This window comes from uncultured Lacinutrix sp., from assembly GCF_947500605.1.
Taxonomy (GTDB): Bacteria; Bacteroidota; Bacteroidia; order Flavobacteriales; family Flavobacteriaceae; genus Lacinutrix.
The window spans coordinates 147,444-160,716 of sequence record NZ_CANMSJ010000002.1 but is presented as its reverse complement, the minus strand read 5'-3'; the positions used below and the strand labels follow the sequence as shown (position 1 = coordinate 160,716).

The 13,273-nt window shown below is 31.3% G+C and carries 14 protein-coding genes; 13 read left to right on the top strand and 1 reads right to left on the bottom strand.

Annotated elements, in window-relative coordinates; translation table 11 throughout:
• Window positions 1-17: 17 nt before the first annotated feature.
• The 13 genes from Q0935_RS03905 (at window position 18) to Q0935_RS03845 (ending at window position 12,268) form a co-directional block, all read left to right on the top strand.
• A complete protein-coding gene (locus Q0935_RS03905; RefSeq protein ID WP_299382561.1) occupies window positions 18-938 on the top strand; it encodes a bifunctional riboflavin kinase/FAD synthetase in 921 nt (306 codons plus the stop codon).
• The gene (locus tag Q0935_RS03900) at window positions 928-2,250 is read left to right on the top strand and encodes an HTTM domain-containing protein (protein WP_299382559.1); all 1,323 of its coding nucleotides are present in this window, start codon (window positions 928-930) and stop codon (window positions 2,248-2,250) included. Before Q0935_RS03905 ends, Q0935_RS03900 begins: the two co-directional genes overlap by 11 nt.
• Window positions 2,251-2,409: 159 nt before the next feature.
• Window positions 2,410-3,681, top strand: a complete 1,272-nt coding sequence (gene serS, locus Q0935_RS03895) for a serine--tRNA ligase (RefSeq protein ID WP_299382557.1) — start codon at window positions 2,410-2,412, stop codon at window positions 3,679-3,681.
• A gap of 461 nt (window positions 3,682-4,142) precedes the next feature.
• Window positions 4,143-5,918 (top strand): tetratricopeptide repeat protein, encoded by a 1,776-nt coding sequence (locus Q0935_RS03890; protein WP_299382554.1) that lies wholly within the window; start codon window positions 4,143-4,145, stop codon window positions 5,916-5,918.
• 67 nt (window positions 5,919-5,985) lie between these two features.
• Window positions 5,986-6,495, top strand: a complete 510-nt coding sequence (locus Q0935_RS03885) for a GNAT family N-acetyltransferase (RefSeq protein WP_299382552.1) — start codon at window positions 5,986-5,988, stop codon at window positions 6,493-6,495.
• A gap of 6 nt (window positions 6,496-6,501) precedes the next feature.
• Window positions 6,502-6,825, top strand: coding sequence for a DUF4286 family protein (locus Q0935_RS03880; protein WP_055436016.1), 324 nt, complete (start codon window positions 6,502-6,504; stop codon window positions 6,823-6,825).
• Between the two features lie 108 nt (window positions 6,826-6,933).
• Window positions 6,934-7,743 carry a 16S rRNA (adenine(1518)-N(6)/adenine(1519)-N(6))-dimethyltransferase RsmA gene (rsmA, locus tag Q0935_RS03875; RefSeq protein ID WP_299382549.1) on the top strand — a complete coding sequence of 270 codons (810 nt, stop codon included), beginning with the start codon at window positions 6,934-6,936 and terminating at the stop codon, window positions 7,741-7,743.
• A 69-nt stretch (window positions 7,744-7,812) separates the two neighbouring features.
• Entirely contained in the window at window positions 7,813-9,186 is a 1,374-nt protein-coding gene (gene mgtE, locus Q0935_RS03870) for a magnesium transporter (protein ID WP_299249401.1), read from the top strand.
• 218 nt (window positions 9,187-9,404) lie between these two features.
• Window positions 9,405-10,343, top strand: a complete 939-nt coding sequence (locus Q0935_RS03865) for a 2-hydroxyacid dehydrogenase (protein WP_299382547.1) — start codon at window positions 9,405-9,407, stop codon at window positions 10,341-10,343.
• Window positions 10,344-10,371: 28 nt separating this feature from the next.
• Window positions 10,372-10,827 (top strand): DUF1801 domain-containing protein, encoded by a 456-nt coding sequence (locus tag Q0935_RS03860; RefSeq protein ID WP_299382545.1) that lies wholly within the window; start codon window positions 10,372-10,374, stop codon window positions 10,825-10,827.
• A gap of 99 nt (window positions 10,828-10,926) precedes the next feature.
• Complete coding sequence (locus Q0935_RS03855) at window positions 10,927-11,313, top strand: VOC family protein (RefSeq protein ID WP_299382542.1); 387 nt, start codon at window positions 10,927-10,929, stop codon at window positions 11,311-11,313.
• Between the two features lie 54 nt (window positions 11,314-11,367).
• Window positions 11,368-11,832 carry an NINE protein gene (locus Q0935_RS03850; protein WP_299382540.1) on the top strand — a complete coding sequence of 155 codons (465 nt, stop codon included), beginning with the start codon at window positions 11,368-11,370 and terminating at the stop codon, window positions 11,830-11,832.
• A 91-nt stretch (window positions 11,833-11,923) separates the two neighbouring features.
• Window positions 11,924-12,268, top strand: coding sequence for a helix-turn-helix transcriptional regulator (locus tag Q0935_RS03845; RefSeq protein ID WP_055436010.1), 345 nt, complete (start codon window positions 11,924-11,926; stop codon window positions 12,266-12,268).
• Window positions 12,269-12,415: 147 nt separating this feature from the next.
• Here Q0935_RS03845 and Q0935_RS03840 read toward each other — a convergent pair whose 3' ends face one another.
• The gene (locus Q0935_RS03840) at window positions 12,416-13,267 is read right to left on the bottom strand and encodes an OmpA family protein (protein ID WP_299249756.1); all 852 of its coding nucleotides are present in this window, start codon (window positions 13,265-13,267) and stop codon (window positions 12,416-12,418) included.
• Window positions 13,268-13,273 lie beyond the last annotated feature (6 nt).

Sequence of the window (13,273 nt, the reverse complement as noted above, 5' to 3'; positions counted from 1 at the left end):
AATTAAATTGTTAAGCGTTGAAACCAGATCTAATCGATAATAGAAATACAGTAGTAACCATTGGCACCTTTGATGGTGTGCATATTGGGCATCAAAAAATTATTCAACGGCTTATTGAAGTTGGTGAAAGTAAAGACTTGTTACCAACCATTCTTACCTTTTTTCCTCATCCAAGAATGGTGTTGCAAAAAGATGCAGATATTAAACTTTTAAATACCTTAAGTGAAAAAGAGCAAATTCTTAAACAATTTGGTCTTGAAAACTTAGTAGTTAAAAAATTTACAAAGGATTTTTCTCGATTAACAGCAGAGGAGTTTGTTGAGTCTATTTTGGTGAAGCAATTAAAAGTAAAACATGTAATAATAGGCTACGATCATCATTTTGGAAGAAATAGAACAGCAAATATCGACGATTTAAAGGCTTTTGGTAAGCAGTATAATTTTGACGTTGAAGAAATAACTGCTCAAGATATAAACGATGTTGCTGTAAGTTCTACAAAGATTAGAACAGCATTATTAGAAGGAGATATAGAAACAGCAAATAGTTATTTAGGCTATCCTTTTATTATTTCTGGAATTGTAGAGGAAGGTAAAGGATTAGGAAGAACATTAGGTTTTCCAACTGCAAATATTAATATAAGTGAAAATTATAAATTAATACCAAAGCAAGGCGTTTACATTGTGAAATCTACCATAGATGAAAAAACTATTTTTGGTATGATGAATATTGGTACAAACCCAACTGTTAATGGTAAAACACAAACAATAGAAGTCAATTTTTTTAATTTTGATGAAAAAATATATGGTAAAACATTAACTATCGAATTACTCGAAAGACTTCGTGATGAGGAGAAATTCGAATCGGTTGATGCCCTTAAAAAGCAATTGTTAAAAGATAAAACGAACGCTTTACAATTTATAATTGATTATGCTCAATAAATTTCTTTTTAAACAGATAGATAATAGTGCTTTAATAGTTTTTAGAATTATTTTTGGGTTACTCTGTTTTTTAGAATCTGTAGGAGCGATTTTTACAGGCTGGATTACAAGAACACTTGTAGAACCCAAGTTTACATTTACTTTTTTAGGTTTCGGGTGGTTACAGCCATTGCCAGGTGATTGGATGTATGTTTATTATGTTATTATGGGTAGTTTTGGTTTACTTATAATGCTAGGCTATAAATATAGAGTGAGTGCATTTTTATTTTTTGTAATGTGGAGTTCTGTATATTTTATGCAGAAAACGTCCTATAATAATCATTACTACTTATTGGTTTTACTTAGTGCATTTATGGTTCTTTTACCTGCAAATAAATACGCGTCTCTAGATGTAAAACTAAATCCTAAAATTAAAAGCATTTCTATGCCTGCTTGGTGTAAATGGATTTTTGTAATTCAGTTATTAATACTTTATACTTATGCCTCTAAAGCAAAAATGTATCCCGATTGGTTAGATTTAACTATGCCAAGAATACTAATGCAAAGTAAAGTTAACTATCCTATTATTGGTGGTTTATTGCAAAATGATTTTATGCCATACCTTGTTGGTTATGGTGGTATTCTATTTGATGGTTTAATAATACCATTATTGTTATTTAAGCAAACTAGAAAGTATGCTTTTTTCGCTTCAATTTTCTTTCATTTATTTAATTCTATCGTTTTTCAGGTTGGTGTATTTCCATATTTATCTTTAGCTTTTTCATTATTCTTTTTTAACCCAGAAACTATTAAGAACATTTTTTTAAAGAGGAAAGAATATTATGCTAAAGCAGAAATTATTGTGCCAAGCTATAAACCTATTTTAGTAACGTTAGGAAGTCTTTATTTTATTATTCAGTTACTATTACCAATTCGGCATCATTTTATAGAGGACAATGTTCTATGGACTGAAGAAGGCCATAGAATGTCTTGGCGCATGATGTTGCGTTCTAAATCTGGACAAGCAAGTTTTAAGGTGGTTAATATTAATACAAAAGTTGAAACGCCAATTAAATTGAGTGCTTACCTTACCAAAAAGCAAATTCGTTTGGTAAGTTCTAAACCAGATGGTATTTGGCAATTTGCACAATATTTAAAAAAGGAATATAAGAGTAAAGGAGAGGATATACAAGTTTTTGTTAATGCCAAAGTGAGTGTAAATAGTAGGCCGTTCAGGCAGCTTATAGATCCAAAAGTAGATCTTGCAAATGTAGAATGGAACTACTTTACACATAACGATTGGATATTACCTTCAAAATTAAAAAACAATTAGCAATACTTATTTTTTGGCTAACAAAATCTTACTATTTTTACCACTTTAAAACAAGAGTTATAATTTCGCGTTAGGGATGGAAACGGCATCTTTTTTTATTTTTCTTAAAAAAGATATAGTGTACAGCCCGACCTTTAGGTAACGCCAAAAACAAAAAATATGTTACAAGTACCATTTATAAGAGACAACAAAGAAACTGTTATTACAGGTTTAGCGAAAAGAAATTTTGATGCTAAAGATATAGTTGAAGAAGTGATTGCGTTAGACGATTCTCGTCGTAGTTTACAAACAAAACTAGATAACACTTTGGCTGAATCTAACGTTTTATCTAAGGAAATAGGGAACTTGTATAAAACTGGTAAAGCTGCTGAAGCTAACCAGTTAAAAGAAAAGGTAAGTGCATTAAAGGAAGACTCTAAAACATTGTCTGACGATTTAAGTGCTGCGGCAGATAAATTACAAAGTTTACTGTACCAATTACCAAATGTACCTCACGAATCTGTCCCTGCAGGAAAATCTGAAGAGGATAATGAAGAGATTTATAGCGAAGGAAGTATTCCTGAATTATACGATGGAGCACAACCACATTGGGAATTAGCAAAAAAATACGACATTATAGATTTCGAATTAGGTAATAAAATTGCCGGAGCTGGTTTTCCAGTATATAAAGGAAAAGGTGCAAGGTTACAACGTGCGCTTATTGCTTATTTTTTAGATAAAAATACTGATGCCGGTTACACAGAATACCAATTACCACATTTAGTAAACGAAGCGTCTTGTTATGGTACTGGACAGTTACCAGATAAAGAAGGACAGATGTATCATGATTCTAGAGATAATTTATATTTAATTCCTACTGCCGAAGTGCCAGGAACAAATGTTTTTAGAGATGTTTTATTAAATGAAAGTGAGTTACCAATTGGTATTACAGGTTACACGCCTTGTTTTAGACGTGAAGCTGGTAGTTATGGTGCACATGTTCGTGGTTTAAATAGACTACATCAATTTGATAAAGTTGAAATTATTAGAGTTGAGCATCCAGACAATTCTTACAAGGCTTTTGATGGTATGATTGAGCATGTAAAAGATATTTTACGCGAGCTTAAATTACCATTTAGAATTTTAAGATTATGTGGAGGAGATACTGGTTTTCCTGCTGCAATGACTTATGATTTTGAATTATTTTCTACAGCGCAAGATCGTTGGCTAGAAATTTCTAGTGTTTCTAACTTTGAAACTTACCAAGCTAACCGTTTAAAGCTTCGTTTTAAAAATAGCGATGGTAAAAACGAATTAGCACATACACTTAACGGAAGCTCTTTAGCTTTACCAAGAGTTTTAGCTGGAATTTTAGAAAACTACCAAACAGAAAAAGGAATTGAAATTCCTGAAGCTTTAATACCATATACTGGTTTTTCTATTATTGATTAACATAAGATTATTCTTACAAAATCATTCTAAAAAGTATTTTACCACCGATAAAGTGTTAAAAAAATACGCTGTTTAACGAAAAAGCATTGGTTTGTTTCTTTTTTAAGAATATTTGTTACATATTTAATTCCCCAAATAGTAACAACCTTGGAAATGAAAAACATTAAACGCTTATTCCTACTTGCTGCGTTAATTGTTTTAGCTGTGAAAGTCTTTTCGTCGGATTTCGACAAATTGAAAACAGAGAAAACAACTAACATAGTAATGGCGAACAAATAATTAGTTTTTAAATAGAAAATTCTCCAGTCGAGTAATTGAATCATTTTAAATATAATGATTAATAGCACATTTATTTAGATTGGCTAATGCCTGATTAAGTTCAGGCATTTTTTTATGCCTTTTTGTAATTTACTATATTCGCTTAAGGCATAACATTTGCTATATTTACACAAATACTTTTTATGCGTTTACTTTATATTTTTTGTTTTTTATTTTGTTTCAATGCGTTTTCTCAAGACGATATTGTTGCGCGCGAATATTTTAAAAATGGAAAGTTCGAAAAAGCCTTAATTTCTTACAAAAAGCTGTATTCTAAAAATATAAAGAATAGAAGGTATTTAACTGCGTTAGTAAAAACACATCAACAGTTAGAACAATACAAAGAGGCAGAAGCCTTACTTTTAAAATATACTTCTCTTGTAAATTATCCTCCAGCACTTATACAATTGGGCTATAATTACAAACTGCAAAACGATAGTATTAATGCTAACATTAATTACCAAAAAGCACTACATGAATTAGAGTTGAAACCTAACTATGCAGGAATGATTGGTCGAACGTTTGAAGAATATTCGCTTTTAGACCAAGCTATTGAAACTTATAAAAAAGCGATGGTTGCAAAACCAGAATTAAATTTTAATATGCAATTAGCTCGTATTTATGGAGAGCAAGGTGATATTGAAAAAATGTTTAATAGTTATATTAATTTTTCTGAAATTAATGATGCTTACATAAACCTTATAAAAAGAGAATTTAGCAGTTTTATAAGTGAGAATAAAGAGAATGAAAACAATACTATTTTAAGAAAAATTATACTTAAAAAAATACAAACCGATCCAGATTTAAAATGGAACGATATGTTGAGTTGGTTGTTTATTCAGCAAAAAGATTATAAAAAAGCTTTTACCCAAGAAAAGGCTATTTATAAAAGAGAAATGGAATCTCTAGACCGTGTAGAAGAATTAGCAAATATTGCATACACGCAAAAGCAACCAGAGCTTGCAAAAGAGATCTTTCAATTTATTGTGGATAATACTCAGGATATAGATATTAAAATTAATGGACAGTATAATCTTCTTAAAATAGAAACAGAACAAGCGACTAAAGACGATTATAAGTCAATAAATGAGAGTTATGTAAAGCTATTGGAAACTTATGGGAAAGATGGACGCACTCTAAATATTCAAATTGCTTACGCTCATTTCCTAGCCTTTTATCTTAATAAAACTACAGAAGCCATTTCGTTTTTAAAAGACAGTTTAAAATCTGGTATAGATAATTACAGTTCGGCACCAATTAAAATGGAGTTAGGAGATATTCTTGTTTTAGAAGAAAAGTTTAACGAAGCATTAATTTACTATACCCAAATACAGCGCAGCCTTAAAAACAGTACTATTTCTCAAGAAGCGCGTTTTAAAGTTGCAAAAACAAGTTATTATAAAGGCGATTTTAAATGGGCAGAATCTCAGCTTAAAATATTAAAAGCCTCGACATCTCAGCTTACAGCAAACGATGCTTTAGATTTAAAATTATTAATAGGAGATAATAAAACGGAAGACTCTTTACAAACGGCATTAAAAGTGTATGCTAAAGCAGATTTGTTAGCTTTTCAGAATAAAAAAGAAGAATCCATTTCCCTTTTAAACACTATATTAAAAGATTATAAAACCGAAGTTATTGTAGCACAAACACTTTTAAAACAAGCACAGTTACTTGAAGAAAAAGCTCAGTTTGATAATGCTAAAGAAAATTACGAGCGTATAATTTTAGATTTTAAAGACGGTATATTAGTAGATGATGCTATTTATGCTTTAGCCGAAATTTATGCGAATAAATTAAACCAACCAGAAAAAGCAAAAGCACTTTACGAAAGCATTATTTTCGAACATGCCGATAGTATTTATTTTGTAGAATCAAGAAAGAAGTATCGTGCTTTACGTGGTGATGCTATTAACTAATTATTGCAATTATAGCAGTAATACATTATCATTTAACTCCAAAAATTTCAACTAATAACATTAAACTATGATAGTTGCTAAAACTAACCGACTAATTATCTCGGAGTTTACAATTAAGGATGCTGCTTTCTTTATGGAATTAGTTAATACACCGCATTGGTTAAAATACATAGGAGATAGAAATGTAACAACTGTAGAGCAAGCTGAAGAAAGGATTGAAAACGGACATTTAAACAGTTATAAAAATAACGGTTTTGGCTTTTATGTTTTACGTTTAAAAGACAGCCCAAAACCTATTGGAAGTTGTGGTTTAATAAAAAGAGAGACATTAGATAATATAGATCTTGGTTTCGCAATGTTACCAGAATATGAAGGTTTTGGTTTCGGGTTCGAATCTTCTCAAGCCATTATTAAATTAGCAAAAGAGAAATTTAAAATAGAAAAATTAGTAGCAATAACACTCGAAATAAACAAGAACTCTATAAAACTGTTAGAAAAACTAGGTTTTTACTTCGAAAAAAAAGTAAAACCTTTTGATGATGACCAAGAACTTCTGTTATTTGCAAAAACAATATAATATAAAATGGTAATTTATAACGTTACAGTAAACATAGACGATAGCGCTCACGACCAATGGCTAAAATGGATTAAAGAACATATTCCACAAGTATTAGCAACCGGAAAGTTTAAAGAGGCAAAGCTAACTAAAGTTTTAATCGAAGAAGAAATGGGTGGACAAACCTATTCTATACAGTATAGAGCACATTCTCGCGAAACATTAGATTTATATTATAAAGAAGATGCAGACCGATTACGAGCAGAAGGAGCAAAACTATTTGCAGATAAAATGCTTGCTTTTAGAACAGAACTAGAAGTTGTAGATGAGTATACTGTAGACGTTAAATAATAATTTTATTTAAACATAGCTTTAAATTCTTGTAATTAAATTATACACCACTTTAATAAGCGAAATCACATTAATTAAATTCGTGTATTCGTGGTAAAACAAAAAAATATGGCAAAGAAATTTCACAATCCACACCAAGTAAAAGCTAAGAAGTTTTTAGGTCAGCATTTTTTAGAAGATGAAACTATTGCAGAGCAAATTGGTGATGCATTATCATTAAAAGGTTACGATAAAGTATTAGAAATTGGTCCAGGAATGGGAGTTCTAACTAAATTTTTACTTAAAAAACCAATAACGCTTTACGCTATCGAAATAGATACAGAAAGTGTAGAATATCTTAAAAACAACTATCTAACTCTTGCGCCAAGAATTATAGAAAAAGATTTTTTAAAGTACGATTTGTCCGAAACCTTTGAAGACGAACCTTTTGCTATATGTGGTAATTTTCCTTATAATATATCAACACAAATTGTTTTTAAAACATTAGAACTAAGGCATCAAATACCAGAGTTTTCTGGAATGTTCCAAAAAGAAGTTGCCCAACGTATTTGCTCTAAAGAAGGTAGCAAAGCCTATGGTATTCTATCTGTGTTAACACAAGCTTTTTACCATGCCGAGTATTTATTTACCGTTCCTCCAACGGTATTTAATCCGCCACCAAAAGTAGAATCTGGAGTGTTAAAATTAACACGTAAAGAAAATTTTACGTTGTCTTGCGATGAGAAACTACTTTTTAGAGTAGTAAAACAAGCATTTATGCATAGAAGAAAGACCTTGCGTAACAGTTTAAAAACATTAGAATTAAGCGATAGTCTAAAAGCAAACGTTATATTTGACAAACGTCCTGAACAGCTAGATGTTCAAGCTTTTATTGATTTAACAAGTTTAATAGAAAACGACGAAAAAGAAATCGATTAACACTAAATATTAACCAAAAACTTTCGACAACCTGTAAGTTTTAATTGGAAAATATAAAACATATCTTTAGTGGAAGAACAAGACGAAAACATCAAATTCTCAATAAACGATGAGCTTATTGAAAGCGTAGAGCAATTAGTAGATTCTAAAGACGATAACGGTATTTTAGATTTACTAACCGAATACCATTACGCAGATATAGCAGAGATTCTTGAAGATCTAAGTACAGATCAGGCATCATACATTATTAGACTTTTAGATAGTGACATTACATCCGAGATCCTTATGGAAATGGATGAAGACGATCGTGAGAAAATCTTAGCAACACTATCTACAAAGGAAATTGCCGAAGAAATTGAGGAGCTTGATACAGATGATGCGGCAGATATGATTGCCGAACTTTCCGAACAACGTCAAGAGGAAGTTATTGCATACATTGAAGACGAAGAGCACAAAGCCGAAATTCGAGAGTTACTTACCTACGACGAAGATACAGCAGGTGGTTTAATGGCAAAAGAACTTGTAAGAGTTAACGAAAATTGGACCATTACAGAGTGTGTAAGAGAAATGCGAGCGCAAGCCGAAAACGTTACAAGAGTACATTCTATTTACGTAGTAGATGGAGACGAAAAACTAATAGGTCGCCTCTCTCTAAAAGATTTACTAATGGCTTCACCACGAGCACATATTTCAACGGTTTACATTCCTAAAGTAGATTTCGTAGATGTAAATGAAGATGCAGAAGAAGTAGCCAGAATAATGCAAAAATACGATTTGGAAGCCATTCCAGTTGTCGATGAAAACAAAGTACTTGTTGGCCGTATTACCATAGACGATATTGTAGATGTAATAAAAGAAGAAGCCGAAAAAGATTACCAAATGGCAGCCGGTATATCGCGAGATGTAGAAGCAGACGATAGTATTAAAAAACTAACAATAGCAAGACTACCTTGGTTATTAATAGGTATGTTTGGAGGTTTAGGTGCAGCAAGTATTATAGAGTCTTTTAACGATAGTATGGGAGGTTTTATAGTATTACTAAGCTTCGTGCCGTTAATTCAAGCAACCGCAGGAAACGTAGGCGTACAATCGTCGGCAATTGTTGTGCAAGCACTAGCAAATAACAGCTTAGACGGTAATATTTTAAAACGTCTTTTTAAAGAGTTTTTATTAGGCTTAGTAAACGGCGTTGCCATTGCAATAATAGGTTTGTTAATCACTCATTTTGCCTTCGGTACACCATATAATATATCAATAACCATTGCTATTGCTTTAGTTGCTGTAATTGTTATGGCTGCGTTAATTGGCACATTTGTACCTATATTTTTAGACAAAAGAGGTATAGATCCAGCAGTTGCTACTGGACCATTTATTACTACCAGTAACGATGTTTTTGGTATATTAACTTACTTTTTAATCGCTAAATTTATTTTAGGCTTTTAATATTTTTTGGGCGTTACCTTTTGCGATACCACAAGGTCTATAGAACCTTGCAGTATCGCAAAAGGTCGTGTTATCCACTATATCTTTTTTTTGCATATATGCAACAAAAAAAAGGATGCCGTTTCTACCACTAACGCAAATCTTCGTAACTTTAAAAGCTGTTTAATTTAAAGCAGTTCGGTCGAAAAATAATAAAACGAATAGGCAATACCTTCAATATGAAAATACTTCACCTAGACACAAATCATCCGCTTTTAATAAATCAATTAAACGATTTAGGTTTCACTAATCACGAAAATTATTCAGATTCAAAAGAAGACATTCAAAAAATAATTCACGAATACGATGGTTTTATAATTAGAAGTCGTTTTAGTATCAATCGCGATTTTATCGATTCAGCAAAAAACTTAAAATTTATAGGTCGAGTAGGTGCAGGATTAGAAAACATAGATTGCGATTACGCTCAAGAAAAAGGCATCACGTTAATTGCAGCACCAGAAGGTAACAGAAATGCTGTTGGCGAACATAGTTTAGCAATGCTTTTATCTTTATTTAATAAACTAAATAAAGCCGATAGAGAAGTAAGAGAAGGCCAATGGTTACGAGAAGACAATCGAGGACTTGAACTAGATGGTAAAACAGTAGGGCTTATAGGCTACGGAAACATGGGAAAAGCATTTGCTAAGAAACTTAGAGGGTTCGATGTCCAAGTACTTTGTTACGACCTAAAACCGAATGTAGGAGACAATAACGCAAAGCAAGTCTCTTTAGAAGAACTTCAGGAAAAAGCAGATGTTTTAAGCTTGCACACACCAGAAACAGATTTAACTGTTGGTATGGTTAATCAAGCATTTATCAATACGTTTAAAAAAGACTTTTGGTTAATAAATACAGCAAGAGGGAAAAGTGTTGATACATCAGCTTTGGTTTCAGCATTAAAAACTGGAAAGATTTTAGGAGCAGGTTTAGATGTTTTAGAATACGAAAAAGCCTCCTTCGAAAACCTGTTTAGCGACGGTAATATGCCAGAGGCATTTCAATATTTAATTCAATCAGAAAACGTATTGTTATCACCACACGTAGCAGGTTGGACTATTGAAAGTAAAGAGAAATTAGCGCAAACTATAGTAGATAAGATTAAAGCAAAATTTTATTAACTTTAAGCTTTAAATATTAATACTTAAAATGACTTCTCAAGCAACCACTCCCGAAGATTATATTGCGCAACTTCCAGAAGACAGGAAAGCAGCAGTTACTAAATTAAATAATCTTATAATAAAGCACATGCCAAAAGGTTTAGAAGCTGGAATAAGTTATGGAATGCTAGCTTATTATGTGTCAAAATCTATTTACCCTAACGGCTACCATTGTAAACCATTTCCGCCTTTGCCTTTTATTAATCTAGCATCACAGAAAAATTTTATAGCATTATACCATTCAGGAATATATGCTAAAAAGGAACTTTATAATTGGTTTGTAGCAGAGTATCCTAAACATTGCAAGTACAAACTAGATATGGGTAAAAGTTGTGTTAGGTTTAAAAAAATTGACGATATTCCTTACGATTTAATTGAAGAGCTTCTAGGCAAAATGAGTGTAGAAGAATGGATTGAAATTTACGAGAGTACGATTAAAAAATAATTATTAATTTAATAATATTCAGGAATTCAATCTATGAAATCTTGAAATAAATTATAACTAGATTCCCTTTTTTAAGGGAATAGAAATAAAATAGTTTTTATGAAAAAAAGAGTTACAGGTATTGGAGGCTTGTTTTTTAAAAGCAAAGACCCAAAAGCAGCTAAAGATTGGTACAATAAACATTTAGGTTTTAATACAGACGATTACGGTTGTACTTTCTGGACAAAAGATAAAGAAGGAAATGACTGTTCCACACAATGGTCTCCTTTTAAAGACGACACAAAATATTTCGAGCCTTCAAAAAAAGAGTTCATGTTTAATTATCGTGTAGAAAACTTACACGAACTATTAGCTGCTTTAAAAGAAGAAGGCGTTACTATTGTTGGAAAAGTTGAAGAATACGACTATGGGAAATTTGGTTGGATACTCGATAACGATGGGAATAAAATAGAGCTATGGGAGCCAATAGATAAGGCTTTTTTGTAAACGGTACTTTTTTTAGTACTTTTAAAGAATAAATCAACTACAAAAACTAAAATAATGTCCGACGAAAAAAATTTAAAAGATGGCCTTGACGATATGTTAGGAGACGCTAAAGAAGGAGCTAAAAAAGCAGCAGACAAAGCTAGTGAGTTCGCTGGCGAAGCAAAAGAAAAAGCAAGTGAGTTTGCTGATGATGCTAAAGAGACAGCAAAAGAATTTAGTGATAGTGCTAAAGAAACTTTTGGTGGTGCTAATGGAGAGAATAAAAAATTAATGGCTGGAATATTGGCTATACTTTTAGGTTCTTTAGGAGTTCATAAATTTATTTTAGGATACAATAAAGAAGGAGCTATTTTACTTGGCTTTTCATTAATAATGTATCTTTTATCATGTTTTGCAATAGGTTTACTTTTTGTATGGATTCCAGGTGTTATTGGGCTAGTAGAAGGTATTATTTATTTAACAAAATCTGACGAAGAATTTTACAACACATACCAAGTAGGTAAAAAAGCTTGGTTCTAAATAATTGCTAAAAGCCAAGGTAATTACATCTTTGGCTTTTTTTAATTCACAAATAAACGTGATATTGCAATATCACAATTAAATAATTACAATGGGCTTTACAAAAAAACATATTTTCGATGAGCAACAAAACCAGATTGCTAATTTCACTAAAATGATTGGGCATCCTGCTAGAGTATCTATTATTCAATATATAAGTCAGAATGAAGATTCTAATTGTAACAATTTAGTAAAAGCTATTGGGTTGGCACAGCCTACTATTTCTCAACATTTGGCAGAAATAAGAAAAACAGGTTTGTTAAAACAAACTGTAAAAGGTAAAAACCTTTATTACAGTATAAATCAAGATAAACTAAACGAGTGTAGACGTTTAATAAACGACTTCTTTGTTAAAACGCAAGTTAATTGCTCTAATACTGTTTCTTCTTTAAAATAGTCTAATCATATTACGTTTTTAATATCAAGTCAAATAAAAACTTGAGATGATTTTAAGTAAACACAAAAAAGCCACAAGTCTTTATAAAGACTTGTGGCTTTTTTAATGTTTTGTTTAATAATGCCTAAACGTTATTAAAACACCTTATTAGTTAGATGCCATTAAAGCAAAAAACTTATCGATATTAGGAAGCAAAATTATTCTAGTACGTCTGTTTTTAGAACGTCCTTCTCTAGTATCATTATCTGTTAAAGGTTGGTAACTACTACGTCCAGAAGCTATTAATTTTTCTGGTGCTACACCAAAGCTATTTTGTAATTTTCTTACAACAGATGTTGCTCTTAAAACACTTAAATCCCAATTGTCTGAAACTTTAGCAGTACTAATTGATCTTGCATCTGTATGTCCTTCTACCATAACATCTATGCTTGGTTCAGAGTTAATAACATCTGCTAATTTTTGTAAAATACCATTAGCTTTATTGCTTAATCTATAGCTTCCTGTGTTAAAAAGCATTTTGTCACTAATAGAAATCATTACTACAGTTTCGTTAATATTTACAGAGATGTCTTCATCTTCATTTAAAGAGCTTGTATCAATTACACGATTTAAACTGTATTCTACAGCAAGATTCATAGAATCTTTTAAAGTTTTAGCCTGACTTAATTTGTAAGGATCTACTTTAGTTAATGTGTTACGCATTTGTTGCTTAGTTAATTTTGATGCAACCGTACCATCTGGTGAAATATCGAGTTTACTATCGTTTTCCAATTGTAAACCTTCGTTATCTGTAACTAGAGAATTAATTTTAGCGTTGTAATCACTTACACGAGCTTCAATTTTTGCAAATTTTGCTTCTAGTTCTTCTTTCTCAACTTTAGTCTTTGTTAGTTCACTAACTACCTCTCCTTTTTCTTGTTCTAATGCAACGTATTTCTTTTTTGAAACACAACTTGCTAAAATAATAAATGCGAATACCGAGATTGCTGTTTTTTTAATAGTCAT